Below are 26411 nucleotides of genomic sequence, written 5' to 3'. Positions count from 1 at the left end.
CCATGTGATATTGGACATGCTCAGGCTGGGTGCCAACGATAGCACCATGAAGCCCCTGACACGTAGGATCATCGGTGCAGCCGCCGTGCTCGTGCTCATCGGAGTCGGCGTCCTCGCTCTGCGCACCCTGCCCGTCCTCCCCTCGATCGCCGCGTCGCAGATCGCGGTCGACCTGACCGCCGGTGAGCTCAACTCACAGGCCTGGGAGAATCCGGACGCCGGCGACGAACTCGCCCGGATCGTCGCCGACCTCGGCGAGGCCTCGCGCACCGTCACCGTCGACTCGGTCGATTCGGCCGGAGACACCGCGACGGCGACGCTGAACTGGACGTGGGAGTTCGCCTCGGCGGACCAGCCGTGGACCTACACCGTCGAGGTTCCCCTGCGCCGGTCCGGTGCGATGTGGACGGCCGAGTTCGATCCCCGCCTCGTCCATCCCGATCTCCGCACCGATCGCGTGCTCACCGCCGAGCGCACCCCGGGCACGCGCGGGCGCATCCTCGGCGCGAACGACGCCGTCCTCCTCTCCGAGGGGGAGGTCATCGACGTCGGGCTCCAGCCGAGCAGACTCACCGACGAGAAGGCGACCTTGGCCCAGCTCGAGAAGTCCCTCGACGTCGACGCCGGCGAGCTCGCGACGAAGGTGGACCAGGCCGATCTGGAGGCGTTCGTCCCCGTGATCACGCTGCGCAAGGACGACTACGACCTCGTCAAAGGCTCGATCTACAAGCTGCCCGGCACCGTCTTCCGCTCCCGGACCCAGCCGCTGTCGCGGACGAAGGGCTTCGCCCAGGCCACCCTCGGCAGTGCGGGACGGGCCGAACCCGACGAGGTCGTCGCCGAACCCGCGAGCCTCACCCCTGCCTCGTACGTCGGGCGCAGCGGGATCCAGATGCTCTACGACGGCACCCTTCGGCCCGCCCCCGGACTGCGGATCCTCGCCGTGAGCGCTGAGACCGGCGACGGCTCCGGCGACTCCGGTTCGGGTGGCTCCGGTTCGGGTGGTGCCCCGACTGCGTTGCACACCGTCGACGGTCGGCCCGGCAAGGACGTGTCGACGACGATCGACGTCGCCGTGCAGACGGCTGCCGAGGAGGCGGCGAAGACGGCGAAGAAGCCGACCGCGATCGTCGCGATCCGACCGAGCGACGGCAATGTGCTCGCCGTGGCCAATGCCGACCCGAAGGGCGCGGCCTGGGACCGGGCGCTGACGGGTCAGTACCCGCCGGGGTCGGTGTTCAAGGTCGTCTCGGGTGCGGCGATGGTCGAATCGGGCATCGCCCCGACGACCTCCCTCGACTGCCCGAAGACGACACGGGTCAACGGCAAGCGCTTCAAGAACGCCGAGGACCACGTGCTCGGCACCGTCGACTTCGCCGAGAGCTTCGCCCAGTCGTGCAACACCGCCTTCGTCAACTCGGCGGAGAAGGTCACGGCGAAGACGCTGAGCGAGACGGCGATGAGCATGGGCATGGGGCAGATCGACATCGGCACGGACGCCTACATGGCCTCCGTGCCCGAGGTCGACGACCCGGTCGAGCACGCGGCGGCGATGATCGGCCAGGGCAAGGTGCTCGCCACTCCGCTCGCGGTCGCGACGATGACGGCGACCGTGGCCAAGGGCACGACCGTCAAACCCCTGCTCGTCCTCCCCGACGCCCGTGATCGCTCGGGCGAGGTCGCAGCCCCGGACAAGAAGGCGCTGACCGAGGTCAAGGCGATGATGCGGCGGACCGTGACCTCAGGCACCGCCTCGGCGCTCGACGACATCCCCGGCGACCCCGTGTACGGGAAGACGGGGACTGCGGAGTACGGCACCGATGTGCCCCCGCGCACCCATTCGTGGTTCGCCGGGTTCCAGGGCGACCTCGCCGTGGCCGTGCTCGTCGAGGACGGCGGGTTCGGCGCCGAGGCGGCCGTGCCGGTCGCCGACCGCTTCTTCACGGAGATGAACTCGTGAGGCACCTGCTGAGGTTCCTGGCCGTGTCCATGTGTGCGGGCATCGTCGCCGCGGGTCTGGCGATCCCGGTCGCCGGGACGACGGCGGCGGCACTCGGGGAGGGGATGAGCCTCTTCGACGCCATGCCCGCCGAGTTCGACGACCGGCCGCTCGCGCAGCCGTCGACGCTGCTGACGAAGGACGGCAAGGAGTTCGCGACCTTCTCGTGGCAGAACCGCGACGAGGTGGACCTCGACCAGGTCTCGCAGGCTATGCAGGATGCGACGCTGGCGATCGAGGATCGACGGTTCTACGAGCACGGGCCCGTCGACGTCGAAGGCGTCGCCCGGGCGGTGGCGAAGAACCTGCTCACCGGTTCGCTCCACGGCGGGTCGACGCTGACCCAGCAGTACGTGAAGAACGCCCTCATCAACTCCAGTCAGGCCGAAGGCGATACGGCAGGCATCGACCGGGCGCGGGATCGTACGGGCGCGAGCGGAATGGCGCGCAAGCTGCGGGAGATGCGGCTGGCGATCACCGTGGAGCAGACGTATTCGAAGGATGAGATCCTCTCCCGCTACCTCAACATCAACAGCTACTCGGGGTCCCCGAACGTCTACGGGGTCCAGGCAGCGGCCCGCCAGTACTGGGACATCGACGCCGCAGACCTCTCGATCGCGCAGGCGGCGACCCTGGCCGGGATCGTGCGCAACCCGGCACGGTACAACCCGCAGAGGAACCCCGACGCCGTCATCGAACGCCGCAACCTCGTGCTGGAGAAGATGGCCGAATACGGCTTCATCACCTCCGCGGAGCTGGCGAAGGCGAAGGACGAGGGGCTCGACCTCAAGGAGAACGTCACCCCGAGGGGCTGTTCGGCCGCTGGGGACCTCGCGTACTTCTGCACGTACGTCGAGAGTGCGGTGCTCAGCGACGAGCGCTTCGGCGCCACCCCGGAGGAGAGGGAGGAGACCCTGCGCCGAGGCGGTCTGCGGATCCGCACCTCGATCGACTCGAAGCTGCAGAAGAAGGCCGTCGAGACCGTGCGCAGGCAGCTGCCCGTCGGTGATCGGTCGGGGGCCGCGCAGGCGCTGGTCAGCGTCGATGTCGCCACCGGGGAGATCCGGGCGATGACGCAGAACACGAAGTACAGCCTCGGCGAGGAGAAGCAGCGGGGGAAGACCTCGGTCAACTACTCCGTCGATGCTCCCGCAGGCGGGGGCACGGGGTTCCAGCCGGGGTCGACGTGGAAGCCGTTCGTCCTCGCCGCGTGGCTCGAGGACGGTCGCAGCCTCGGGGATACGGTCAACGGTTCGGGGAGCGGTTACACGGGATTCTCGACCTCGGGGGCGACGGGCGGAACTATGCGGCAGGCGGGTACAACCCGCGCAATGCCGGTGACTCCGATGGGGCCAACGGCGGGATGACCGTGCTCGAGGCGACGAAGCGGTCGGTGAACAAGGCGTACGCGGACATGGCCTCGCAGCTGAACATGTGCGACATCCGCGACACGGCGACGAACCTCGGGGTGCATCTGGGCACCGGGAAGAAGCTGTCGACGGCGACACTCGCCGACGGCACCGAGCAGGTCCTCTACCCGTCGTCGATCCTCGGCACGGTCTCGGTCTCGCCGCTGACGATGGCCTCGGCGTACACAGCGTTCGCGAACAGCGGTCGGAGGTGCGCCCCCGAGGCGATCGTCACCGTGACCGGGGCCGACGGGAAGGAGATCACGAGGTCCGGTGGGGCGTCGCGTACGGGCGGGGCGTCTGGCGGGGCGTCCGGCGGATCATCCGCCGGGTCGTCGGAGGGGAAGGGCTGCGCCGAGGTGATCGATCCGACGATCGCCGACACCGTCGCGTACGCGCTCAGTCAGACCTTCGAAGGCGGGACGACGACGCGACTGCGCATCGGAGAACCGGCGGCGGCGAAGACGGGGACGACGAACTTCGAGGTGGGCGCGAGCTGGCTCGTCGGGTTCACCAAGGGTCTGTCGACGGCGGTGTGGACCGGGGACCCCGAAGGCACGCGCGACTGGCGGACGAACTCGCGGGGATCGATGCCGCGCATCGTCTATGGTGAGACAGTGTCGGGACCGACGTGGCGGGAGTTCATGGACTATGCGGCACCGCGTGCGAAGACCGGCAGCTTCCCGCGACCGGCCGGAGCCGGCGGCTCCGGAAGCGGGAGTGACAGCGGTGGCTCGCGTGGAGATACTGGCGGCAGTGGTTCAGGCGGCACCGGTGGCTCTGGCGGCAGTAGCTCTGGCGGTGAACGATCCGGCGGAGGCGGTTCTGGCGGCGATCGATCCGGCAGCTCCGGTGACTCGGGTGCCGCCGACTCGGGAGACACCTCACGGCGAGGCAGCGACGCCGGCTCGGGCACAGACGCGGCCGGCTCGGGCGGGGACGCTGCCGACACCGGTCGGGGCGCTGGTGATGAGAGCGAAGCAGGACTGGGAGGGAACTGAATGCGTGTCGATGCGCAGGGCCGGCCCGCCTCGATCGGAGGCGCCTTCGGGTTCGGGGCCGCCGCCTTGGTGGTCTTCGCCTTCCCCATCGCGATGTTCTCCTTCCTCGGGCTCATCGCCTATTCGGGCTGCATGATCCACTGCGAGGCGGACGCACAGACCGACTGGGTGACCACCATGTCCTATCTCGGCATCGTGGGGCTCCTCGTCATCGACATCGGCCTGTGGGCATGGGCGGGCTACCGACTGACTCGTCCGATTCCGCTCATCATCGCCGCAGTCCCGGTCATCGTCACCGGCGTCGTCGTCGCTGCGGGAATGATCGGCGGTGCCTTCTGACGGTGACCTCCGACCGAGATCGAGCTCCCCGTCCGACCGGCTGAGGAAGGGCATACTGAGAATATGGCTGCGACGGTCAAGGTGAGCGAAGCGCTCCGCAACAGGCTCAAGAAGCAGGCCGCCAGGGACGGCCTGACCTTAGGTGCTCACCTGGAACGGCTCGCCGATGCCGAAGATCGTCGCCGCCGACTGGCTTCATTGGGCACGGCGATTGCTTCGACGTCACTGGCGGACAGACGATCCCACCATGCGGAATCACGCGAGTGGGAGGCCGCCGAGGACGCTGATCTGGGCGAACGCGCACCGTGACTGACGACCTCGAATCCGGTGAAGTCGTTCGGACGCTTATCGGCTGAGCACTCACTTCATCCGCAGAGCCCGCATGGCGCCGAAGACCGAAGTGAGCGTGCGCGCGAAACGCGGCTGATCGAGCAGTCCGCCGGGAGCGATGGGGACGAGGCGCTGCTCGGCGATCGTGTGCGCATCCGTGAACTGGAGGAGCCCTTCGACGCCGTGCCGGTGACCGAGACCGGACGCCTTGACGCCGCCGGCCGGCGCGTCGATCGACCCCCACGCGGCGATATAGGACTCGTTGACGTTGACCATTCCCGATGCGAGCTGCCGGGCTGCGGCCATGCCGTTGCGCCGCGACCACACGCTCGCGTTGAGGCCGTACGCGGAGTCGTTGGCCCGTGCGATCGCCTCGGCATCGGAGGCGACGGGGTAGACCGCGACGACGGGCCCGAAGGTCTCCTCTGTGCGGAGATCGGCGGCCTCCGGCACGTCGGTGAGCACGGTGGGTGCGTAGAAGAATGGTCCGAGCTCGGGAACGGGGTGGCCGCCAGCGATGACGTGCGCACCGGTTGCCCTCGCCTGATCGACGTGGGCGCTCACCCTGTCGAACTGCTTCGGTCCGGCCAGCGACCCCATCTCCGGACCGTACGCGAGCTCAGCGCCCAGACGCAGCTTCCTGGTCGCCTCGGCGAAGTGGGCGCAGAACTCCGCATAGAGATCGGCGTGGACGTAGATCCGCTCGATCGACAGACACAGCTGCCCCGCCGAGGCGAAACATCCTCTCACCGCACCGGCCACGGCGGCCTCGAGGTCGGCGTCGGCGAGGACGAGCATGGGATTCTTGCCGCCGAGTTCGAGCGCGGCAGGCACGAGCCGCGATCCCGCCTCGGCGGCGATCGTCCGCCCGGTCGCCGTCGACCCGGTGAACGCGAGACCGTCGGCACCGGCGATGAGCGCCGGTCCCACCTCGTCGTTCTCGCCGGGGACGAGCTGCCACACCTCGGCGGGCAGGCCGACGGCGATCGCGAGCCGACGCATGATCACGGCGGTGAGCGCCGTCTGCGAATCGGGTTTGTGGACGACGGCGTTGCCGGCGACGAGGGCTGCGAAGAGATCGGTCGCGCCGAGCGTGAGCGGGTAGTTCCACGGCGTGATGAACCCGACGACACCGACCGGGGTGCGGGTGACCTCGGTGCGGGTGAGTCCGGGCACCGCGCCGCGGCGCCGTTCCGGCCGCAGGCGACGCGGGGCGGTGACCCCGTAGTGGCGGCAGACGTTGTACGTGTCGAGCACCTCGTCGTAGGCGTGGATGCGCGCCTTGCCCGTCTCGAACTGGATGATGTCGAGGAGGAGGTCCTCATGTCGGCGCAGAGCGGAATGGAGGCGCAGGAGAACGCGGGCGCGGTGCTCGACCGGCCGGGCCGCCCACGTGCGCGCCGCGATCCGAGCGCTCTCGTACGCGCGCTCGACGTCGGCGGCCGTGTTCGCCGCGAACCGATCGCGGAACTCACCCGTGAGCGGGTCGGGGCCGCGGACGATTCCGCCGCTTCCCGAAGCATCCCGGTAGGGCTCGCTCGCGAGGAAGTCGGCGAGGCGCTCGGGAAGCGGCCCACGCTCGGGAAACCGCCCGCGGCGCTCGGTCGGCTGCGTGCCGTCTCGCGACGTTCTGCCGCCGGGAAGCCGCGTCTGGTCGGGACCCTGCGTCTGGTCAGGTCGCTTGATGCTGGTGGCCGGTTCTGGTCTCATCGTCCCTCGAAGTCATCGATCGGCGGGCTGGCCTGCAGTTAGACTACCTGCCATGGTCTCTGGTGAACTGCGCCACGCTCTGCGTGAGATCGATGTTCCCACCGCCGTCATCGACCGGGACGCCTTCGACGCCAACCTCGACGCCCTCGCTGACCGCGCGCACGGACTGTCGATCCGTGTCGCCACGAAGTCACTGCGCACCCTGCCGGCGATCGAGCGTGCCCTGGCCCATCCTGCCTACTCCGGTGTACTCGCGTTCTCCCTTCTCGAAGCACTCACTCTTCACGATCGAGGCATCACCGACATCGTCGTCGGCTATCCGAGCGTCGACCGCACCAGTCTGCGCCGCCTCCTCTCCGATCCCGCTGCCCGGGCCTCGATCACCCTCATGGTCGATTCCACCGATCACCTCCATCTCCTCACCGAGGTGGCCGCGACGCTACCGAACGGTCCTGACACGACCGCGCCGCCGCTGCGCGTGTGCATCGACATCGACGCCTCGTACCGCCTCGGCGAGGGACGGTTCGGCGACCGCTTCCACATCGGGGCGAGGCGTTCGCCGCTGCGGGAGGTCGCAGACGTCGTCGACCTGACCGAGCAGATTCGTGCCCGCCCGGGCCTCCGCCTCGTCGGGCTCATGGCCTACGAAGGGCAGATCGCTGGCACCGCGGATGCGGGCCGCACCCTGTCGCAGATGGTGGTCCGGGCGATGCAGGCACGGTCGGCCGCCGAACTCGCCGCGCGCCGGCACCGCATCGTCACTGCGGTCGGAGCGCTCACCGACCTCGAGTTCGTCAACGGCGGCGGCACCGGCTCTCTGGAGACGAGCACCGCGGAGGGCACGCTGACCGAGGTCGCCTGCGGTTCGGGGCTCTTCTCCCCGGGCCTCTTCGACGGGTACACGCACTTCCGTCACGACCCGGCCGCCTACTTCGTCACGCCCGTCGTCCGCCGGCCCGGCCCCGGCTGGGTCACCGTGTCCAAGGGCGGCTTCATCGCCTCGGGCGTGCCCGGTCCCGACCGCCTGCCGACGATCGCGTGGCCCGCAGGCCTCGACTATTCGCCGCTCGAAGCCGCCGGGGAGGTGCAGACGCCGCTTCACGGACCGGGCACCGAGCTGCTGCGCCTCGGCGACCTCGTCTGGTTCCGCCACGCGAAGGCAGGGGAGCTCGCCGAGCACTTCGCCCGCTTCCTCGTCGTCGCAGGCGGCGAGGTCACCGACTCGTGGACCACGTACAGAGGAGAGGGATGGGTGCTGTGAGAGCAGACGACACCGGGAGCACGGAATCGGACGATCGGGAATCGCGCGCGACCGGTCGCACACGACCGGGCGAGGACCGAGGACGGGCGCGGCGGACCCGGTTCCGGAACTGGTCCGGGCACGTCCACGCGCACCCGCACACGTTCGCACGCCCCACCTCGGCGAGGGAGCTGGAGGCTGTCGTGACGGCGGCGGCCGGGGCGGGCCACCGCATCCGGGCCGTCGGCGCCGGGCACTCCTTCACCCCCGTCGCCGCCGGTGACGACGTCATGATCAACCTCGACGCGCTCACCGGGATCGTCGCCGTCGACGAGGCCAGCGGTCGCGTCCGCTTCCGCGCCGGGACACGGCTGCGCGACATCCCCGCCCTCCTCGCCCCCTACGGGCTCGCGCTCGAGAACCAGGGCGACGTCAACCCGCAGTCGCTGGCGGGGGCGATCTCGACGAGCACCCACGGCACCGGCCTCGGGTTCACGGGGTTCGCGGGCACCGTCACCGGACTCAGCCTCATGAGTCCGGACGGAACGGTCCAGGAGCTGTCGGCCGATGAGGACGCCGAGACCTTCGACCTCGCGCGGGTCAGCCTCGGCGTGCTCGGTATCCTCACCGAGATCGAGATCCGATGCGTGCCCGCCTTCGATCTCATCGCCGAGGAGGTCGTGACCGATCTCGACGACCTGCTCGACGGACTCGTCCCCCGGATGCGGAACGCCGACCACTTCGAGTTCTACTGGTTCCCGCACACGGATTCGGCCCTGACGAAGACGAACACGCGTGTTCCTGCAGGTCAGGCCGGTCCCGGCCGCCTCGCCGAGGCGGGAGTGCGCAATCGGCTGCTCACCGTCCTCGACAAGGAGATCGTCGAGAACGGGGCGTTGCTGGCAGCCGTCGAACTCGGCGCGCGGGTGCCCGGCCTCATCCCGAAGATCAACCGGATCGCCCAGGCCGCGGTCTCCGACCGGACGTACCGCGCACCGGGCCACGACGTCTTCGTCACCCCGCGGCGGGTGCGGTTCAACGAGATGGAGTACGCGCTCCCGCTCGATGCCGGGGTCACGGCGATCCGCGAGATCCAGCAGGCCATCGAATCGCGCGGGTGGAGGATCTCCTTCCCGCTCGAGGTGAGGGCAGCGGCCGCCGATGATGTGGCCCTGTCGACGGCGACCGGCCGGGAGACCATGTACATCGCCGTCCACCGGTTCCACAAGGAGGACTGCGAGGAGTACTTCCGGGTGGTCGAACTCATCTGCCGCGCCCATGGAGGCAGGCCGCACTGGGGGAAGATCCACAGCCTCGGCGCCGAGGAGCTGCGTGCAGCCTATCCCCGCTTCGACGACTTCTGCGCCCTGCGCGCCCGCCTCGACCCCGATGCGGTGTTCGGCAACCGGTTCACCGATGCGCTCTTCGGGGTGCGGGGGTGAGCAAGTGGGAGATGTGAGCAGGGGAGCCTGATCGAACTCGCGCGGCGACGGGGCTGTCCGCGTCCTCGGGGCACTGCTGTGACCAGGAAGGACGCGGCGAGATTCGACGAAAGCCTACTCTGTGTCCGGGCCAGCTGATAGTGTCGGGCGCGGATCACCAGTGAGGTGCCCATGCACCTTCCCTGCGAGCGAACGGAACCGCCGATGTCCGAGTTCGAATCAGCATCACGTCCGAGTGCCGACCCCGGGGCCGGCAGCCCTGAGAAGGAGCGCGGACGCCGCCGCTCGATGCTCGTCGCCGCCTTCGGCACCGTCGTCGAATGGTACGACTTCTCCATCTTCTTCTACGTCGCGACGACGCTGACGAAGGAGTTCTTCGGCGGGCAGGCGGACTCCCTGCTGCTCACCCTCGGCGTCGGCGCGGCCGGATTCCTCTTCCGGCCGCTGGGCGCCATGGTCTTCGGCCACCTCGGCGACCGGGTCGGACGCAAACATGCCCTCGTCGTCTCCGCGGTCCTCATGGCCGTCTCGATGCTCGGCATCGCCGTCATGCCCGACTACAACACGATCGGCATCTGGGCCGGCGTCGGCCTCGTCTTCTTCCGCTGCCTGTCCGGATTCTCCGTCGGCGCCGAGTACACGGGCATCATGGTCTTCCTCATGGAATCGGCGAAGCCGGGCAAGCGGGGAGTCGCCGCGAGCTGGGCGGCGGCGAACAGCGAGGTCGGCGCGCTGCTCGCCGTCGGGTCCGGGGCGCTGCTGGCCAACACGCTCTCAACCGAGGCGATGGAGTCGTGGGGCTGGCGGATCCTCTTCATCCTCGGCGCCCTGCTCGCAGCGCTCATGGTGCCGCTGCGCCGGATGATGGTCGAGACCGACACATTCAAGCGACTCCAGAACGCCGAGAAGACCGACGTCGCACTGCAGCGGTCGCCGCTCATCACCGCGATCCTCGAACAGCCCCGGGCGATCATCGTCGCCTTCCTCATCTCTTCGATCGGATCGGTCAGCTACTTCCTCAACATCACGTACGTGCCCACGTACATCGAAGAGGTCGCGAAGGTGCCGAACTCGGGCTCCTTGGCCCTCGGCACGGTCGCCGCCGTCGTCGCGATCGTCGTCACCCCGTTCTTCGGCGTCGCCTCCGACCGGTTCGGCCGGAAGGTGTCCCTGGCCGGTCTCATGGTCGTCTTCATCTTCACGACGATCCCCGCCTACGTGCTGCTGAGCAACGACTCGGCGGCGATCGCGATCGGCGGCGCGGCGTTCCTCGCGATCCCCGCCGCCGGGTGGAGCGCGGTGGCAGCGGCGATGATCCCTGAGCAGTTCACCGGCACGAGCCGCTTCTCGGGCATGGCGATCGGCTACAACGTCGCCACCGTCCTCTTCGGCGGACTCTCACCGCTCGTGGCCACATGGCTTATGAGTTCGACCGGGCTGACCCTGGCCCCGGCGATCTATGCGACCGTCATCGTCATCGTCGCCGGCGTCCCTGTCCTCTTCCTCGCCCGCAGCATGGGCCGGAAGACCCTCGCCGAGATCGACGAGGACCGCCACCTCGTGCCCGCGTAGGGGCGGCGAGGAGACGGCCTGGTCCTCACACCTCGGCGAACTGGGTTCTGCGCTTGCGGGTGAGCACGGTGAGCGTGCCGAGCACGAGCGCCGAGAGCAGGGCTGCCCCGCCGAAGAGGAGGAAGTTCATCGCCGGCGGCACACCGTTGAGTCCGAGCAGGATGCCCGAGACCTGCGGGGCGAGGACCGCGCCGATCCGGCCCACGCCGAGCGCCCATCCGAGCGCCGTGCCCCGCAGATGCTCGGGATAGTGCGAGGCGATCGCCCCGATGATGAGCGACTGTGTGCCGTGCGTGCCGATGCCGGCGAGGACGAGCGCGACATAGATGGCCACGGTGGCGGTCGTGCCACCCATGAGCGAGACGAGTCCGATGCCCGCCACGGCCGCAGAGACGGTCGCGGTCGGCAGGATCCCGAACCGGTCCCCGGCCCACGCGGTGAGCACGGATCCGACGACCGCGCCGAGGTTGAGGGCCAGGGTGAAGGCGAGTGCCGGTCCGAGGTCGGCGCCGGAGTCGCGCATGATCTTCGGCAGCTGCGTGCCCAGGCCGTACCACGCGAAGAGAGTGAAGAGCGTGGTCAGGGCGAAGAGGATCGAGAAGCTCAGCCACGGCACCCCGAGGATCGTGCGGAAGCCCGCCTTCTCCTGCGAAGGCATTGTCGAGTCGCGGGTCGTCGAGGTCTCCGGGAGGACCTTGAAGGCGATGACGATGACGACGAAGGAGATCGCCGTCACCCAGAACATCGAGCGCCAGCCGAGGGCCGGGATGAGCCAGATGCCGGTGAGCGCGGCGATCGTCCCGCCCAGGGGCACACCCGACATCATCAGGGTCGCCATCGACCCGCGCCACCTCGGCGGGATGAGTTCAGCGGTGAGCGCATTCGCCGAGGGCACGAGGCCGCCGAGCCCGAGCCCGGCGATGAGGCGCAGCGCCCCGAAGGTCGCAGGATTGGGGGCCAGAGCGCAGGCGACGGTGGCGATCGCGAAGACGATCGCGCAGGCGAGGATCGTCCGTCGCCTGCCGAGGGAGTCGGAGAGGCGCCCGGCGACGACGGCGCCGATCATCATCCCAAGGAACGCGAGGGATCCGAGGGTGCCTGCCGACGACGGTGTCAGCCCCCAATCGGTGCCTTCGATGAGTGAGTTCTGCACGGCGCCGTAGACGATGAGGTCGTAGCCGTCCATGACGATCAGCAGCCAGCAGATGACGACAGCTGCCCAGCGGCGCGCTTCGCTGCGCACCGGGGCCTGAGTGGAGAGGGTCTCGGTCATGGGGGAAACCGTAAGGACGATGTGAATCCGATCACGAGATAATTCTGCTCTACGGAATCTGTGCGGGCACCATGAGAACCTGAGAGGCAGAGCGGGGGTCGGCTACCGTAAGGGCATGCCGCAGCACTTCAGCATCGTCAAGCGACCCGACCACGCGATCGAATCCGTCGACAACGCCCTGCTGCTCATCGACCTCCTGCGCCGCCACCCACAGGACGGGGTGCGCGTGGCCGATGTCGCCGCCTACCTCGGCGTCGCTCCCTCGAGCGCGCACCGCCTGCTCTCGACCCTGCTCTACCGCGGATTCGTCACCCGCGGACCCGCCCGTCAGTACCGGCCGGGTCCGGCCCTCGGGGTGGCTGAGACCTCGGGCACCCAATCGGTGCCCGGTCTCGTACTCGAGGTCCTCGCGGCCCTGAGTGCCGAGACCGGGGAGACGGTGTCCCTGGTCCGGCGCCGAGGTGTGAGCGTCGAGTTCCTCACGACCGTCGAATCCCGGCAGCGGCTGCGCGTCGGCGAGCGCACGGGCACGGTGCTGCCGGCACGGCTGACCTCGGGCGGGAAGGCCCTGCTCGCGGCCCTCGACGACGCCTCGATCCGATCGCTCTACGCCGGCGGTCGCACCCCGGCCGAGCGCCTGGGCACCCCGGACCTGATGCGCCTGCTCACGGAGATGGCCGAGGTCCGCCGGGTCGGATACGCACTCAACCTCCGGCAGACTGAGGTCGACATCAGCGCGATCGGCGCTGCCGTGCCTCGGGCCGGAGGACTGCCGCCGCAGGACGCGGTCGCGCTCAGCTCTCCCGCGGTGCGCACCAGGCAGTTGACCTCGGAGGACTCGATCGACCATCTGCGCCGCGCCTGCGCTGAACTCGCACGGATCGCCGCCGACGGCGAGGATCGACCGGCGAAGACGGACGTGCCGGGCGCTGCTGAACGATAGACGATGTCAGGGCGCCTCGGAGAACAGCGTGTCTAGGCGGTCGGAGGATCTCCGTCGGCCTCGCTCGAGGCGGACGCTCGAGGCCTGAGCATCTCGCGCCGCAACTGCACGAAGCCCGCCACGATCATTGCGACCCCGACGGCGATGAAGAGCATGCGCACCCACCAGTCGAGGTCTGCGAACAGCTGATTCGGGAGCACGAAGACGAAGACCGCTCCCAGGAAGTACCAGATCGAAGCCGAGGCCGTCGTGTCTCGTTCCTTCGCGCTCATCGTCATCTCTCCTGCTGCGCCGCTGCGCTGTGGATGCTGTGACTTCGAGCCTAGGGGCGAGTTCGCAGCGTGCGCATCCACCGCTGGGAGGATATCGGCACCCGTCGCGCAGCGGATTTGTGTTCGCCGGCTCTTGCGCGCGACCGTCTCCCCCGCTCCCTCCGCGTGCACCCATCGCTCGCACTCACCGCACCTCAGATTCTGCTGTGCGGAATGTGCTCTCCACGAGCCCGTGTCCGTCGATAGCCTCGGCGCAGATTCGACACACCGGCCGAGGAGGTCCGATGACGCACCCGACACCGACGATGATCAACCCCGACCCGACGCCCGAGGAGGCCGCGGAGCTCGAGTCGATGTATCAGACCATGGCGGGGGAGAACATGATCCCGCTGTGGACGCAGCTCGACGAGCTCATGCCGCAGGTTCCCGCCTCGGCGGCCGTGGCCCACCGCTGGCAGTGGTCGACCCTGCTGCCCCTGGCCCAGCGCGCCGGCGACCTCGTGCCCGTCGGCCGTGGGGGAGAACGACGGGCGATCGCCCTGGCCAACCCCGGCCTCGGCGGGGCCCCCTTCGCCACCCCGACGCTGTGGGCGGCGATCCAATACCTCGGCGGGCATGAGGTCGCCCCCGAACACCGCCACTCGCAGAACGCGTTCCGCTTCGTCGTCGAGGGCGAGGGCGTGTGGACGGTCGTCAACGGCGACCCGGTGCGCATGTCGCGTGGGGACTTCCTGCTCACCCCGGGCTGGAACTTCCACGGCCACCACAACGAGACCGACCAGCCGATGGCGTGGATCGACGGCCTCGACATCCCCTTCGTCCACTACGCCGACACCTCGTTCTTCGAGTTCGGCATCGACCGGGTCACCGACGAATCCACACCCGACATCTCACGTTCGGAACGGCTGTGGGGCCACCCGGGACTGCGGCCGCTCTCGGGCCTGACGAACACCGTGAGCTCACCGATCGGCGCCTACCGGTGGGAGCACACGGATCGCGCGCTGACCGAACAGCTGCGCCTCGAGGACGAAGGCTTCCCGGCCACCGTCGGTCAGGGCCACGCCGCGATCCGCTACGTCAATCCGACGACCGGCGGCGACGTCATGCCCACCATCCGCGCCGAGTTCCACCGGCTCCGTCCCGGCACGAAGACTCCGGTGACCAGGAGCGTCGGCTCCGAGGTCGTCCAGGTCTTCGAAGGCGCCGGCCGCATCCTCGTCGACGACCGCGTCTTCGACGTCGTCAAGGGCGACCTCGTCGTCATGCCCTCATGGTCGGCGGTGAGCATCGAGGCCGACACGCAGCTCGACCTCTTCGCCTTCAACGACCGCCCGATCATCGAAACCCTGAATTTCGCCCGCACCCACGTCGAAGGAGAACTCCGTTGAGACTCGCCACCATCGCCACCCCGTCCGGATCCCGCGCCGCCGTCCAGAACGGCGACGACTACGTCATCGTCGAGGACTTCGCCGACGTCGGAGCGCTGCTCACCGACGAGTACTGGACCCGCACCGCCGCCGAGGCGCTCGCCGCCGCGAGAACGACCGTGCCCGTCGCCGACGCCGAGGAGCTCCAGCTCATCACCCGTCCCGGCAAGATCGTGTGCGTCGGGCTCAACTACCGCAGCCACATCCTCGAGATGGGCCGTGACCTCCCCGCCTACCCGACCCTGTTCGCGAAGTTCGCCGAAACCCTGACCGGCCCGTTCGCCGATGTGCCCTTCGCCCCGGAGGATCCCGAGCTCGACTGGGAGGGCGAACTCGTCGTCGTCATCGGCAGCCGCATCCGCCGGGCGGACGAGGCTGAGGCCGCCGAGGCGATCGCCGGGTACACGATCGCCGACGACATCTCGATGCGCGGCTGGCAGTTCCGGACGAAGGAATGGCTGCAGGGCAAGATGTGGGAGGACTCGACTCCGCTGGGTCCCGTGCTCGCCACCGGGGATGACTTCGACCCCGCCGAGGCGGTGCTCACGACCTCCGTCAACGGCGAGGTCATGCAGCAGCATGCGATCGCCGACCTCGTGTTCTCCCCGGCCCACCTCGTCTCCTACATCTCGACGATGATCACGCTCGAGCCCGGCGACATCATCCTCACCGGTACTCCGGGAGGCGTCGGTCGCGCCCGTGACCCGCAGGTCTACCTCAAGGTCGGCGACGAGGTGAGCGTGTCGATCGACGGCATCGGGCAGATCTCCAACCGCATCGTCGACGCAGGCTGAGCCGATGGTCGCCAGGCACGATCTCACCACTGATCCCCGGCTGCGAGCCGAACTGCTCACCGTTCGCCGAGGCACGGCGTTCTTCGCCCGCAAGCTCGGCGAGCTCTCCGACACAGAGCTCGACGAGCCGAGCCTCCTGCCCGGGTGGTCGAGGCGGCACCTCATCGCCCACGTCGGGTACAACGCCCGTGCGCTCACCCGCCTCGTCCAGTGGGCGAACACCGGCGTCGAGACCCCGATGTACGACTCGCCGGAGGCCCGCGATGCCGAGATCGACTTCGGCGCGACCCTGCCGGCCCGTGCCCTGCGCCACCTCATCGAGCACGCCGCGATCAGCCTCGACGTCGAATGGCGCGACAGCCCCGATGACGCGTGGGAGGCCGTGGTGCGCACCGCGCAGGGCCGTGAGGTGCCGGCCAGGGAGACCGTGTGGATGCGCACCCGCGAGGTGTGGCTCCACGCGATCGATCTGGACAACGGGGCGGGCTTCGGCGACGTCCCCGAACCGGTGCTGGAACGGCTGCTCGCCGACATCACCGGAACGTGGCGGACTCGGGGGACCGATGCGGGCATCCTCGTCACGGTCGACGGCGCCGGCGACTCCGCGGTCGGCGACGACTCTGCCGGCGGCGTCTCGTTCGGAAGCACTTTCGTCGGCGACTCCCTCGGCGGCGCCACCGACGGTGATGCTGTGACCGTCGTCAGCGGCACCCTGCCCGAGCTCGTGCGCTGGGCCTCGGGACGCGGTGATGCCGGGGTGCGGACATCGACGGGTGCTGCCGTCCCCGCACCGAGGTGGTTGTGAGCAGATCCCGCAACTGTTAACGGCGAGGGGCTCACCAGCGGTGATGTGCACCGCAGGTGAGCCCCTCGTGATGTTCCGCCCTGATCCGGTGCGAGCACCGACTCGGCCCGCTACGGCCTCAGACCGGCCGGAGAGCCCTCAGCTCTCCGAGGTCTCCCGCCATGCGGCGACCTCGTCGCGGGCGAGCTGCGCGGCGAGACCGACGTAGCCTGCCGGGGTGAGCGCGGTGAGGCGCTGCGTCTCGTCCTCGGGCAGCCCGAGGCCTGCGACGAACTCCTGCAGATCCGCCTGGTGGATGCGCTTGCCGCGGGTGAGCTCCTTGAGCTTCTCGTACGGGTTCTCCATCCCCGGCACCCCCTGGAGGCCGGCGGCGCGCATGACCGACTGGATCGCCTCGCCGAGGACCTCCCAGTTCGTGTCGAGGTCGTGGGCGAGGGCATCCTCGTTGATCGCGAGCTGACCGAGCCCCTTGACGAGGTTGTTCAGGGCGAGCACCGAATGACCATAGGCGACGCCGATGTTGCGCTGCGAGGTCGAGTCCGTGAGGTCGCGCTGCATGCGCGAGGTCACCAGGGTCGCGGCGAGCGAATCGAGGAGCGCGGAGGAGAGCTCGAGGTTCGCCTCGGCGTTCTCGAAGCGGATCGGGTTGACCTTGTGCGGCATCGTCGAGGACCCGGTGGCACCGGCGACGGGGATCTGCTTGAAGTAGTTCATCGAGATGTAGGTCCACATGTCGGTCGCGAGGTTGTGCGCGATCCGGTTGAACCGGGAGATGTCGGCGAAGAGCTCGGCGTCCCAGTCGTGCGACTCGATCTGCGTGGTCAGCGGGTTGAAGGTCAGTCCAAGGCTGCCCTCGACGAAGGTGCGGGCGATCTGCGGCCAGTCCGCCCCGGGCACCGCGGCCAGGTGCGCGGAATACGTGCCGGTGGCGCCGTTGATCTTGCCGAGGAAGTCGGTCCGGGCGATCCGCTCGTACTGACGGCGCAGCCGGTGGACGAAGACCGCGAGCTCCTTGCCCATCGTCGTCGGCGTCGCCGGCTGACCATGCGTGTGGGCGAGCATGGGGACCTCGGCCAGGGCCTCGGCGGTCTCGGCGAGCGTGTCGATGAGGGCCTTCGCGCGCGGCAGCCACACCGCCTCGGTGGCGCCCTGGATGCCGAGGGCCCACGAGAGGTTGTTGATGTCCTCGGAGGTGCAGCAGAAGTGGACGAGCTCGGAGAGATCGTCCGCACCGATCTCCACTAGTGCGTCCTTGATTGTGTATTCGACGGCCTTGACATCGTGGACCGTGACCGCTTCGTGCGCGGCCAGGGTCGCGATCGTCTCCGCATCGAAGCCTTCGGCGAATGCGCGCAGGCCCGTCACCTCGTCGTCGGTGAGGCGGCGCACGCCCGGGATGACCGAGTTCTGCGCGAGGTGGATGAACCACTCGACCTCGACGCGGATGCGGTTGCGGTTGAGCGCTGCCTCGGAGAGGTGATCGACGAGGTCAGCGGTGTCCTTGCGGTAACGACCGTCGAGCGGTCCGAGAGCGATGGCGGGCGAGACTTCAGCAAGCGAAACGGTCGGCATGCCCTCATTTTCTCACGAGCCCGCACCCACCGGCGCACGGGTGAGCCGAACTCGGGGTCGCCTTCCTGTGGACGGCGCCGGGACTCGCGTGCTGGGACCCTGTGGACGCCCACACGGTATCCACAGGCCGAAAACCGCCTCTGGGCCCGACCGTGATCCCTTCCTAGCGTGGGGGTGACCAGGTGCGATCGGAGAGGAGACCGCGATGATCACCGACGAACTCGCCGCCAGCCGCGACGGATGGAGGCAGAGAGCGAACGAACTGCGGTCGCTGGCGAACGCCGCCCGCCGGATCGAGGGGTGGGACTCCCCGGCGGGACGCCTCCTCGTTGAGCGGCTGGCCTCCTGCGCCGAGGCGATCGGCGTGCTCGCCGACCGTGCCGACGACCTCGCCGAAGCCTACGACCTCCACCTCCAGGTCGTCTCCGTGGGCGGGAGGCTGCAGCTGTGAACGCCTCCGGTGTGCTCGGTGCCCAGTGGATCGTCGTCGACGTCGGACGGATCCTCCGGCTGCCCGACCGACTCCTGCGTCTGTGGCCCCGCGACCTCCTGCCCGCGGCAGCCTGCGACTCGGCACCCGGGCCTGCTGAGGCCTCCGCACCCGCGCCTGCTCCGGACTCAGCACCCCAGCCCGCTCCGGACTCAGCACCCGCCCGATCCGACCGACCGGATCCGGCTGCACGGTCGACGATGACGCGGGCGGCCGCCTCGGCGGGGATCACCGTGACGTCACCGACCGTCCCCGGCCCCGACGGACTTCCCGCCGAGGTGGTCCGACCCCGCGACCTCGACGTCCTCTCCGCGTGGCTGGCCGGATTCGCCGCCGAACTCAACCTCGCCCGGTCGCGGATCACCCTCGTCGTCGGGGCCGCACGGGAGGCCGTCCACCTCGAACTCGCGGTCGGCGAGGGCATGTGCCTGGCGATGCTCGCCCTGCGCGGGGCCGAGCTGGCGGACTTCGCGGGATTCCAGTTCCTCCGCCGCCTCGACCTCCCTGAGGTCGCCGCCGTCTGCGAGGACCTCTCGGACCTCATCGCCGGCGACTGCGTGCTCACGCTCAGCCGCCTCGGCGAGAGCGGGCGACCGGGGATGGAGTTCCTCAACCGGACGTCCGGGACGTGGTCGCGTCCCCTCCTCGAGCGCGACGAGAACGGGATGACCGTCGCGGGCATGGAGGAGATGCCCGACGGCGCGGTGAGGATGCTCATCGCCTCGATGCTCACCCGGCTCACCGTCGCCGAGGCGGTGCGACCATGATCGCGACGCGGTCCCGGGGCGGCGGGGTGGTGAGCATCGACGACCGCATCGATGTCAGCGGCGACGACCTCGAGCGCCTCGGCGCCCGGATCGGGGACCTCACCACCGCGGGACTCGCCGACGACTTCGACCTCGCCACCCTGCTCACCCAGGTGCCCGCCCCGCTCACCGCTCTCCGGCTCGATGCCGCCCGTCTCGAGTACCACGGGCAGCTCGCCCTCGTGATCGCCGAACTCGAAGGGACCGTGCTCGCGATCCGCGCCGCCGCGCTCGCCTACCGGAGCGCGGAGAAGGGAGTGAGCGAGGTCTTCGGCGGACTCCTCGACGGCTTCGGCTGGGTCACCGGTCGCCTCATCGCCATCAGCCTGCCCGTCGTCATCCCCGTCGCCATCGCCGTCGGGGTTCCCGCCTACGCCGGGTGGACGGTCCTCGACGCCACCGGGCTCGACGACGCCGTCGCGAAGCGCTTCGGCATCGACCTCTCCCAGACCGCAGCGCAGCTGAAGGAGGACTTCGTCGCCCTCGTCTTCGAGAACTCCGATGTCACCGGGGCCGTCATCGAACACGTGCTGCCCGGCATGGTCATCGGCTTCATGGGCCTGCCACCGGGTCTGCTCGACGTCGACTCGGACACGAAGCTGTGGCCCCACGATTCGGGTTCGATGACGGCGTGGGTGCTCGCCGCGGCGAACCTCGTCGGACTCCTCACCCCCTCCGAGGTCGAGGTCTGGAAGGCCGAGGGCATCACCCCGGCACATGAGAAGCCGCCGGCCGACGTCGCCGAACTCTACGACCGGGAGGCCGCCCAGCACCGCGGCGTCGATTCCGGACAGGTGCGCATCGAGGAGGTGAGATCCCCCGACGGGACCACCCGCTACATCGTCTACGTGCCCGCGACCACCGACTGGTCGCCCGAACCGGGGGAGAACACCACGGACCTGACGACGAACGTCCAGGGCATGGCCGGCAACGACACGGTCATGCGCGAGATGGTCAGGCAGGCGATCGCCGACGCCGGCATCGGCCCCGACGACGAGGTCATGCTCGTCGGCTACTCGCAGGGCGGGATCACCGCCGGATCGCTCGCCGCCGACCCGGCGTTCCTCGCCGAGGTCAACGTCACCGCCCTCGTCACGGTCGGCGCACCCGTCTCCGACTTCCCCATCGACGAGAGCATCGACGTCCTCTCGATCGAACACGAGCAGGATCTCGTGCCCGACCTCGACGGCAACGAGAACCCCGCGCGGGACAGCTGGTCGACGATCACCGTCGACTACGATCCCGACGAACTCCGGAAGGCGCCGAACCTCGCAGGCAAGTCCGATGCGGAACTCGACGCCATGTTCTCCTCGGCCGGCGACGCCCACTCCTCGGCGGCCTACTCCGCGTCGCTCGGCCTCATGGTCGCAGCCGGGAACCCCGGTCTCAGGAGATTCACGGACAGGAACGCCCGGTTCTTCTCCGGGGAGATCACGCAGACCAGGGACTACCAGGGCAAACGCAAGCGGACCTGACGCGGTCACGGGTGATCAGGGGACTGGCGGAGCCTGCTCACGGACTCCTCGGACGTGCGGTGGTCGGACTCCCAACCACCTCGGCGAGGATCGACAAAGCCCGCCGAAGACCTTTGGCGGATCACGCACAACCCCAGGTCACACCCCTAGGCTGACCACGACCGATGACCTGTCGGAGCCGCAGCGGGCGACGTGTCCGCTCGAGTCTGTCGACACACCGGTCCAGTGGCACGGCGTGAGGCGATTCGGTATCGTTGACATACCTGTGAATCGCATCACTCGAGGGTGAGTCCTCCCATCAGAGGTCCCACCCGCAGCACCCAGTCCGCCACTGGTCACCTCCGGTGGGTCGGACCTTGAACAAAGGAGAACTGAAATGACCTCGAACATTTCAGTAGGATCCGGGACTGCCCACAGTCAGTCCGCGGAGCCTCGGATGATTCAGATGCTCACCGAGGACGGCAACCGTGTCGCCTCGGGCGAGTACGACGCCTTCGCCGCAGAGCTCACCGACGAGGATCTGCGCGGGTTCTACCGGGACATGGTCCTCGTCCGCCGCGTCGATGCGGAGGGCGCAGCACTGCAGCGCCAGGGTCAGCTGGGCCTGTGGGCGCCGATGTTCGGCCAGGAGGCCGCTCAGATCGGCATGGGACGCGCAGCGCGCCCCCAGGATTTCGTCTTCCCCACCTACCGTGAGCACGGCCTCGCCTACACCCGCGGAGTCGAACCCGAAACCCTGCTCGGCATCTTCCGCGGCCAGAACCACGGCGGCTGGGATCCTCAGGACCACCGCTTCCACACGTACACGATCGTCATCGGCTCGCAGACGCTCCACGCCGCCGGCTACGCGATGGGTGTGGCGATGGACGGCGACGTCGGCACCGGCGACCTCGAGCGCGACACCGTGGCCATCGCGTGCTTCGGCGACGGCGCGACCTCGCAGGGCGACGTCTCCGAGGCGCTCACCTTCGCCGGCGCCTTCCACGCACCCGTCCTCTTCTTCTGCCAGAACAACCAGTGGGCGATCTCCGAGCCGACGAACGTCCAGACCCCGGCGCCGCTCTACCGTCGCGGTGAGGGCTTCGGTGTGCCCGGCATCCGCGTCGACGGCAACGACATCATCGCGATGTACGCCGTCGCCCGGGCCAGCCTCGACTCGGTGCGTGCGGGCAACGGCCCGATGCTCATCGAGGCCTACACGTACCGTCGCGGCGCGCACACCACAGCCGATGATCCGACGAAGTACCGTGACCGCGCCGAAGAGGAGATCTGGGCCGACCGCGATCCGATCACGCGTCTGCGCGCCTACCTCGAGAAGCACTCGGACACCGACGAGTCGTTCTTCGCGGAGGTCGACGCCGAAGCCGACACCCTGGCCGCGCGCATCCGCCACAACTGCATGACCATGGAAGATCCCGACGGCGTCGAGATGTTCGCCCATGTCACCTCCGAACCTCACCCTCTCGTCGATGAGGAACGTGCGGAATACCTCGCGTACCAGGCCTCATTCGCCGATGCAGGTGAGGCCTGATGGAGAAACTTCCGCTTTCCAAGGCGATCACAGCCGGTCTGCGCAAGGCCATGGAGGACGACCCGAAGGTCGTCCTCATTGGTGAGGACATCGGCAAGCTCGGCGGCGTCTTCCGCGTCACCGAGGGACTGCAGAAGGACTTCGGCCCGCAGCGTGTCATCGATGCGCCGCTGGCCGAGTCCGGCATCGTCGGCACCTCGATCGGCATGGCGATCCGCGGCTACCGGCCCGTCGTCGAGATCCAGTTCGACGCGTTCATCTTCCCCGCCTACGACCAGATCGTCACCCAGGTCGCGAAGCTCTACAACCGCACCCTGGGCAACGAGCGCATCCCGATGGTCATCCGCGTGCCCTACGGCGGCGGCATCGGCTCACCCGAGCATCACTCGGAGAGCCCGGAGACCGTCTTCGCCCATCATGCCGGTCTGCGGCTCATCAGTCCGTCGAACGCCAACGACGCGTACTGGATGATCCAGGACGCGATCAAGAGCGACGACCCGGTGATGTTCTTCGAACCCAAGCGCCGCTACTGGCAGCGCGGGGACGTCGACACCAGCCGCAGGGACCTGCCGATGCATGATGCGCGCGTCGTCTCCGAGGGCACCGACGTCACTCTCGTCGCCTACGGTCCGCTCATCCCGACCGCGCAGGACGTCGTCGCAGCGGCCGCCGAGGAGGGCAAGAGCGTCGAGCTCATCGACCTCCGCAGCCTCAACCCGATCGACTTCACGACGATCGAGAAGTCGGTGGCGAAGACGGGACGCCTCGTCGTCACGCATGAGGCCCCGACGTTCCTCGGACTCGGTTCGGAGATCGCCGCCCGCATCTCCGAACGCTGCTTCTTCAGCCTCGAGGCCCCGGTCATCCGCGTCGGCGGGTACCACACCCCGTACCCGGGTTCGCGGATGGAAGAGCACTACCTGCCCGACCTCGATCGCATCTTCGACGGTGTCGATCGGGCCCTGGCCTACTGACGTAAGGAGAGCAAGCATGGCAAACGAATTCCCTCTTCCCGACGTCGGCGAAGGCCTCACCGAGGCGGACATCGTGTCCTGGAAGGTCGCCCCCGGCGACGAGGTGACCGTCAACCAGATCCTCGTCGAGATCGAGACCGCGAAGTCCCTCGTCGAACTGCCCAGCCCGCAGGCCGGGACCGTCGGCGCCCTCCTCGTCGAGGAGGGTCAGACCGTCGAGGTCGGCACCCCGATCATCCGCTTCGGTGGTGCCGGTGACTCCGGCGCCGAGGCGGCCGAGACGATGCCTGCCCCCCATGCCGAAACGCAGGCGCCGGCTTCGGAGGGCGCCGATGCCGAAGGCGGAGCCACACTCGTCGGGTACGGCGCGAAGGCCGCCTCGTCGAAGCGCCGCCCCCGCAAGGGCGCGGCCGCGACTCCCGCTGCGGCGCCGGCTGCTGAGCCCGCTGCTGCTCAGGCTGCGGCACCGGCTGCACCGGCTCCGGCTCCGGCGGAGGCCACCTCGGCGAGTGCCGGCGGTACGGGTGCGAAGCCCCTGGCCAAGCCCCCGGTCCGCAAGCTCGCGAAGGACCTCGGCATCGACCTGGCCACGGTCACGGCGACCGGGTCGCGGGGCGAGGTCACTCGCGCCGACGTCCAGGCGGCAGCCGAGGGCACCGCGACGGCTGCGGTTCCTGCTGCCTCCGGGGCGACCGCCTCGGCGGGGGAGTCCGGGGAGCTCGAGGAGCGGATCCCGTTCAAGGGCGTGGTGAAGATGATGGCCAAGGCCATGGTCGACTCCGCGTTCACGATGCCCCACGTCACCGAGTTCCTCGACGTCGACGTCACCGAGACGATGGCGTTCGTCCGGCGGCTCAAGGCATCGAAGGTCCTCGGCGAGGACGTTCGCGTCTCCCCGCTGCTCATCGTCGCGAAGGCCGTCGCGTGGGCCGTGGCCCGCAACCCGCGGATCAACTCCTCGCTCGAGGGCGATGAGATCGTCGTGAAGAAGTACGTCAACCTCGGCATCGCCGCGGCGACCCCGCGTGGGCTCATCGTGCCCAACATCAAGAATGCGCACACGATGGGGCTGACGCAGCTCGCGCAGGGCATCCAGGACCTCACGGCCCTGGCCCGCTCGGGCAAGACCCCGCCGGCCGATCAGGCGGGTGGGACGATCACCGTCACGAACGTCGGCGTGTTCGGCGTCGATGCCGGTACGCCGATCATCAACCCTGGTGAGGCCGCCATCCTCGCGTTCGGGCAGGTGCGGAAGAAGCCGTGGGTCGTCGACGACGAGATCGTCCCGCGCGAGATCACGACCTTGTCGGTGAGCGCCGACCATCGGGTCGTCGACGGTGAGATCATCTCGAAGTTCCTCGCCGACGTCGGCCGTGGCCTCGAGGACCCGAGCGTCCTCCTCGCATGAGCCTGCGCTGAGCACGATCGACTGCTGAGGCCTGACCGCTTCGGCCCGACTGCGCGCCGGATGGGAGACCGTCCGGCGCGCAGTCGCGTTCGGGGCATCCCCATGCAGAACGGCTCGGCCGCCGCTCGCCGCACGACGGCCGCGCCGCGCCGTGCGCCGGCCGCGCCGCGCCGCGCGCCGGAACGGGCGCTCGAGCACAACGTCGCCTCAGCGGCTTGTCCTACACGTGCACGGGTAGGACGAGCGGCTTCGGGGGCGTTGTGTGAAGCCAGAGGTGGTGTGTGCGCTCAGAGGTGGTTTGTGCGGCTTGCGGGTAGCGTGTGCGCTCAGAGGTGGTTTGTGCGCCCGACGTGGTTCATACGCCTGAGGGGCGTTCGCGTGGTCTGCATTCGGACCGGCCGCCCCGCGCCCTACTTGTCGAGATAGGCGCTGTTCTTCTCGGAGTACTCGCCGTCCTTGACCAGCCGCTTGGCAAGGCAGTGGTCGCGATCGAGTCCCCACGCTCGGCACTGTTCGAGCGCAGGCTTGGAGTCCTTGTAGGGCGTATCGACGACGGTCACCCAGTAGTCGCCGGACTTGTACGCCTTCCAGTCACCGCTGTAGATGAGGATCGAGCCCGGGTACTTGACCTGGTTCGCCTTGAACTCGTCGAGGATGTCCTGCGCCGACCACGTCTTCCCATCGGCCTCGATGCCGACCTTCTTCGCACTCACCTGCGTCACCCACTGGCCTTCGAGAGCCGAGGCCTTCGACGCATCCGACTCGACGAAGCCGTCGAGTTCGTCTTCGGGAGAGGATGAGGGGCGGACGAGTTCGTCGCTCGGCGACGGTGCCTGGGAGGTCGCCTCGCCACCGACGTCGACGGGCACGGTGCCCGAATCGGGAGCCAGCCACCGGGCTCCGAAGAACGCGAGCAGCGCGAGGACCGTGAGGATCGCGAGGACGACGACCGTGACCTTGAGACCCGTGCGCTTCGGCCCGACCGCCGGTGCCTGACCCGACTCGGGCCCGCCCGGCCCGACACCGCTGGGACCCGTCCCGTAGCCCCCGCCGTATCCATAGCCCGAGGACCCATAGCCCGAGGCTGAGCTCGACCCGCCGACCGTACCGAAACCACCGGAATCGGTCGACCCAGACGGTCCGCCGCCTCGGCGAGGACCTGAACGACCACCCGAACGGGACCTGGAATCACGCGAGCCTTCGGCCTCGCGCGCGCCCGCGTGGAGGTGATCCTGGAACGGGGAGCTGCCGGCCGGGGCGAAGACGTTGGCCCGGCGGGTCTGCGAGACGGGGAAGTCGCCCGTGTGGCGTTCGATGTACTCGTAGTACGTCGAACGATCGAACTCGGCATCGGCCGGGTTCGCGTCACGATCCGATCCCTGCGGCCGAGCCTGAGCGCCCCGGCCGGATCGATCGGTCGGTTCCCAGTCGTCACTGGTCGCGGGACGGATGCGCGGCCTCGGTGGAACGTCGCTCATCTGCCCTCCAGAGTGCCGGATATGGTGGCAGTCATCTTCTTACCTTGGCACGAGTTCGGTGGGTCTTCAACACGGTTCGCACGCGCTGGCGAGCCTTACACCTGCAGTGATCGCCGGGGCG

23 protein-coding genes are annotated in these 26411 nt (G+C 69.1%); 18 read left to right on the top strand and 5 right to left on the bottom strand.

What is annotated here, in order from left to right; translation table 11 throughout:
- The first annotated feature begins 46 nt into the window (after positions 1–46).
- The 5 genes from AAHA49_RS08680 (at position 47) to AAHA49_RS08660 (ending at position 5057) form a co-directional block, all read left to right on the top strand.
- Positions 47–1960, top strand: a complete 1914-nt coding sequence (locus AAHA49_RS08680) for a penicillin-binding transpeptidase domain-containing protein (protein WP_339391388.1) — start codon at positions 47–49, stop codon at positions 1958–1960.
- On the top strand, positions 1957–3366 hold the full coding sequence (locus AAHA49_RS08675) for a transglycosylase domain-containing protein (RefSeq protein WP_342037963.1): 1410 nt from the start codon (positions 1957–1959) through the stop codon (positions 3364–3366). The genes AAHA49_RS08680 and AAHA49_RS08675 overlap by 4 nt, the downstream gene beginning before the upstream one ends.
- Complete coding sequence (locus AAHA49_RS08670) at positions 3363–4409, top strand: penicillin-binding transpeptidase domain-containing protein (protein WP_342037962.1); 1047 nt, start codon at positions 3363–3365, stop codon at positions 4407–4409. Before AAHA49_RS08675 ends, AAHA49_RS08670 begins: the two co-directional genes overlap by 4 nt.
- On the top strand, positions 4410–4748 hold the full coding sequence (locus tag AAHA49_RS08665) for a hypothetical protein (protein WP_339391386.1): 339 nt from the start codon (positions 4410–4412) through the stop codon (positions 4746–4748).
- A gap of 63 nt (positions 4749–4811) precedes the next feature.
- Positions 4812–5057: a hypothetical protein gene (locus AAHA49_RS08660; RefSeq protein WP_339391385.1), complete on the top strand. Its 246-nt coding sequence runs from the start codon at positions 4812–4814 to the stop codon at positions 5055–5057.
- 51 nt (positions 5058–5108) lie between these two features.
- Here the strand turns inward: AAHA49_RS08660 and AAHA49_RS08655 are convergent, their stop codons facing one another.
- Positions 5109–6788, bottom strand: coding sequence for a succinic semialdehyde dehydrogenase (locus AAHA49_RS08655; protein WP_342037961.1), 1680 nt, complete (start codon positions 6786–6788; stop codon positions 5109–5111).
- 52 nt (positions 6789–6840) lie between these two features.
- Between AAHA49_RS08655 and AAHA49_RS08650 the strand changes: the two genes are divergently transcribed.
- From AAHA49_RS08650 to AAHA49_RS08640, 3 genes are all read left to right on the top strand, one after another.
- Positions 6841–8049, top strand: a complete 1209-nt coding sequence (locus tag AAHA49_RS08650; RefSeq protein WP_342037960.1) for an amino acid deaminase/aldolase — start codon at positions 6841–6843, stop codon at positions 8047–8049.
- Entirely contained in the window at positions 8037–9470 is a 1434-nt protein-coding gene (locus tag AAHA49_RS08645; protein ID WP_339391382.1) for a D-arabinono-1,4-lactone oxidase, read from the top strand. The genes AAHA49_RS08650 and AAHA49_RS08645 overlap by 13 nt, the downstream gene beginning before the upstream one ends.
- Positions 9471–9674: 204 nt before the next feature.
- Positions 9675–11042: an MFS transporter gene (locus AAHA49_RS08640; protein ID WP_339391381.1), complete on the top strand. Its 1368-nt coding sequence runs from the start codon at positions 9675–9677 to the stop codon at positions 11040–11042.
- A 25-nt stretch (positions 11043–11067) separates the two neighbouring features.
- Here AAHA49_RS08640 and AAHA49_RS08635 read toward each other — a convergent pair whose 3' ends face one another.
- Positions 11068–12315, bottom strand: a complete 1248-nt coding sequence (locus tag AAHA49_RS08635; protein ID WP_339391380.1) for an MFS transporter — start codon at positions 12313–12315, stop codon at positions 11068–11070.
- A 115-nt stretch (positions 12316–12430) separates the two neighbouring features.
- Here AAHA49_RS08635 and AAHA49_RS08630 point away from each other — a divergent pair, with 115 nt between their 5' ends.
- Positions 12431–13258: an IclR family transcriptional regulator gene (locus tag AAHA49_RS08630; protein WP_342037959.1), complete on the top strand. Its 828-nt coding sequence runs from the start codon at positions 12431–12433 to the stop codon at positions 13256–13258.
- A 32-nt stretch (positions 13259–13290) separates the two neighbouring features.
- On the opposite strand, the gene AAHA49_RS08625 is transcribed toward AAHA49_RS08630, so the two are convergent.
- Positions 13291–13530: a hypothetical protein gene (locus AAHA49_RS08625; protein WP_342037958.1), complete on the bottom strand. Its 240-nt coding sequence runs from the start codon at positions 13528–13530 to the stop codon at positions 13291–13293.
- 284 nt (positions 13531–13814) lie between these two features.
- Here AAHA49_RS08625 and AAHA49_RS08620 point away from each other — a divergent pair, with 284 nt between their 5' ends.
- The 3 genes from AAHA49_RS08620 to AAHA49_RS08610 are packed head-to-tail and all read left to right on the top strand — an operon-like array spanning position 13815 to position 16556.
- Positions 13815–14918, top strand: coding sequence for a cupin domain-containing protein (locus AAHA49_RS08620; protein WP_342037957.1), 1104 nt, complete (start codon positions 13815–13817; stop codon positions 14916–14918).
- A complete protein-coding gene (locus AAHA49_RS08615; protein WP_339391377.1) occupies positions 14915–15751 on the top strand; it encodes a fumarylacetoacetate hydrolase family protein in 837 nt (278 codons plus the stop codon). Before AAHA49_RS08620 ends, AAHA49_RS08615 begins: the two co-directional genes overlap by 4 nt.
- Before the next feature lie 4 nt (positions 15752–15755).
- The gene (locus tag AAHA49_RS08610) at positions 15756–16556 is read left to right on the top strand and encodes a maleylpyruvate isomerase family mycothiol-dependent enzyme (RefSeq protein ID WP_339391376.1); all 801 of its coding nucleotides are present in this window, start codon (positions 15756–15758) and stop codon (positions 16554–16556) included.
- 138 nt (positions 16557–16694) lie between these two features.
- Here the strand turns inward: AAHA49_RS08610 and purB are convergent, their stop codons facing one another.
- A complete protein-coding gene (gene purB / locus AAHA49_RS08605) occupies positions 16695–18128 on the bottom strand; it encodes an adenylosuccinate lyase (RefSeq protein WP_342037956.1) in 1434 nt (477 codons plus the stop codon).
- Between the two features lie 205 nt (positions 18129–18333).
- On the opposite strand from purB, the gene AAHA49_RS08600 reads away from it, so the two are divergent.
- The 6 genes from AAHA49_RS08600 to AAHA49_RS08575 all read left to right on the top strand — a co-directional run bounded on the left by AAHA49_RS08600 (position 18334) and on the right by AAHA49_RS08575 (position 24812).
- A complete protein-coding gene (locus AAHA49_RS08600; RefSeq protein ID WP_339391374.1) occupies positions 18334–18579 on the top strand; it encodes a hypothetical protein in 246 nt (81 codons plus the stop codon).
- Positions 18576–19385, top strand: a complete 810-nt coding sequence (locus AAHA49_RS08595) for a hypothetical protein (protein ID WP_339391373.1) — start codon at positions 18576–18578, stop codon at positions 19383–19385. Before AAHA49_RS08600 ends, AAHA49_RS08595 begins: the two co-directional genes overlap by 4 nt.
- Positions 19382–20899, top strand: coding sequence for a hypothetical protein (locus AAHA49_RS08590; protein ID WP_339391372.1), 1518 nt, complete (start codon positions 19382–19384; stop codon positions 20897–20899). Before AAHA49_RS08595 ends, AAHA49_RS08590 begins: the two co-directional genes overlap by 4 nt.
- 436 nt (positions 20900–21335) lie before the next feature.
- On the top strand, positions 21336–22430 hold the full coding sequence (gene pdhA / locus AAHA49_RS08585; protein WP_339391371.1) for a pyruvate dehydrogenase (acetyl-transferring) E1 component subunit alpha: 1095 nt from the start codon (positions 21336–21338) through the stop codon (positions 22428–22430).
- Positions 22430–23404, top strand: a complete 975-nt coding sequence (locus tag AAHA49_RS08580) for an alpha-ketoacid dehydrogenase subunit beta (protein ID WP_339391370.1) — start codon at positions 22430–22432, stop codon at positions 23402–23404. Before pdhA ends, AAHA49_RS08580 begins: the two co-directional genes overlap by 1 nt.
- A 16-nt stretch (positions 23405–23420) precedes the next feature.
- Positions 23421–24812: a dihydrolipoamide acetyltransferase family protein gene (locus AAHA49_RS08575; RefSeq protein WP_342037955.1), complete on the top strand. Its 1392-nt coding sequence runs from the start codon at positions 23421–23423 to the stop codon at positions 24810–24812.
- A gap of 410 nt (positions 24813–25222) precedes the next feature.
- Here AAHA49_RS08575 and AAHA49_RS08570 read toward each other — a convergent pair whose 3' ends face one another.
- The gene (locus AAHA49_RS08570) at positions 25223–26290 is read right to left on the bottom strand and encodes a protein kinase (protein ID WP_342037954.1); all 1068 of its coding nucleotides are present in this window, start codon (positions 26288–26290) and stop codon (positions 25223–25225) included.
- Positions 26291–26411: the final 121 nt, after the last annotated feature.

The organism is Brevibacterium ammoniilyticum (assembly GCF_038429965.1).
GTDB classification, from domain to species: Bacteria; Actinomycetota; Actinomycetes; order Actinomycetales; family Brevibacteriaceae; genus Brevibacterium; species Brevibacterium ammoniilyticum.
This window is presented reverse-complemented; position numbering and strand designations above follow the sequence as displayed.

Excerpts from the sequence above, each read along its gene's own strand:
- AAHA49_RS08655 (WP_342037961.1), bottom strand. The coding sequence starts at position 6,788 with ATGAGACCAGAACCGGCCACCAGCATCAAGCGACCTGACCAGACGCAG.
- AAHA49_RS08660 (WP_339391385.1), top strand. The coding sequence starts at position 4,812 with ATGGCTGCGACGGTCAAGGTGAGCGAAGCGCTCCGCAACAGGCTCAAG.
- purB (WP_342037956.1), bottom strand. The coding sequence starts at position 18,128 with ATGCCGACCGTTTCGCTTGCTGAAGTCTCGCCCGCCATCGCTCTCGGA.
- AAHA49_RS08650 (WP_342037960.1), top strand. The coding sequence starts at position 6,841 with ATGGTCTCTGGTGAACTGCGCCACGCTCTGCGTGAGATCGATGTTCCC.
- pdhA (WP_339391371.1), top strand. The coding sequence starts at position 21,336 with ATGATTCAGATGCTCACCGAGGACGGCAACCGTGTCGCCTCGGGCGAG.
- AAHA49_RS08600 (WP_339391374.1), top strand. The coding sequence starts at position 18,334 with ATGATCACCGACGAACTCGCCGCCAGCCGCGACGGATGGAGGCAGAGA.
- AAHA49_RS08640 (WP_339391381.1), top strand. The coding sequence starts at position 9,675 with ATGTCCGAGTTCGAATCAGCATCACGTCCGAGTGCCGACCCCGGGGCC.
- AAHA49_RS08670 (WP_342037962.1), top strand. The coding sequence starts at position 3,363 with ATGACCGTGCTCGAGGCGACGAAGCGGTCGGTGAACAAGGCGTACGCG.
- AAHA49_RS08665 (WP_339391386.1), top strand. The coding sequence starts at position 4,410 with ATGCGTGTCGATGCGCAGGGCCGGCCCGCCTCGATCGGAGGCGCCTTC.
- AAHA49_RS08620 (WP_342037957.1), top strand. The coding sequence starts at position 13,815 with ATGACGCACCCGACACCGACGATGATCAACCCCGACCCGACGCCCGAG.
- AAHA49_RS08580 (WP_339391370.1), top strand. The coding sequence starts at position 22,430 with ATGGAGAAACTTCCGCTTTCCAAGGCGATCACAGCCGGTCTGCGCAAG.
- AAHA49_RS08635 (WP_339391380.1), bottom strand. The coding sequence starts at position 12,315 with ATGACCGAGACCCTCTCCACTCAGGCCCCGGTGCGCAGCGAAGCGCGC.
- AAHA49_RS08645 (WP_339391382.1), top strand. The coding sequence starts at position 8,037 with ATGGGTGCTGTGAGAGCAGACGACACCGGGAGCACGGAATCGGACGAT.
- AAHA49_RS08625 (WP_342037958.1), bottom strand. The coding sequence starts at position 13,530 with ATGAGCGCGAAGGAACGAGACACGACGGCCTCGGCTTCGATCTGGTAC.
- AAHA49_RS08590 (WP_339391372.1), top strand. The coding sequence starts at position 19,382 with ATGATCGCGACGCGGTCCCGGGGCGGCGGGGTGGTGAGCATCGACGAC.
- AAHA49_RS08680 (WP_339391388.1), top strand. The coding sequence starts at position 47 with ATGAAGCCCCTGACACGTAGGATCATCGGTGCAGCCGCCGTGCTCGTG.
- AAHA49_RS08570 (WP_342037954.1), bottom strand. The coding sequence starts at position 26,290 with ATGAGCGACGTTCCACCGAGGCCGCGCATCCGTCCCGCGACCAGTGAC.
- AAHA49_RS08575 (WP_342037955.1), top strand. The coding sequence starts at position 23,421 with ATGGCAAACGAATTCCCTCTTCCCGACGTCGGCGAAGGCCTCACCGAG.
- AAHA49_RS08610 (WP_339391376.1), top strand. The coding sequence starts at position 15,756 with ATGGTCGCCAGGCACGATCTCACCACTGATCCCCGGCTGCGAGCCGAA.
- AAHA49_RS08630 (WP_342037959.1), top strand. The coding sequence starts at position 12,431 with ATGCCGCAGCACTTCAGCATCGTCAAGCGACCCGACCACGCGATCGAA.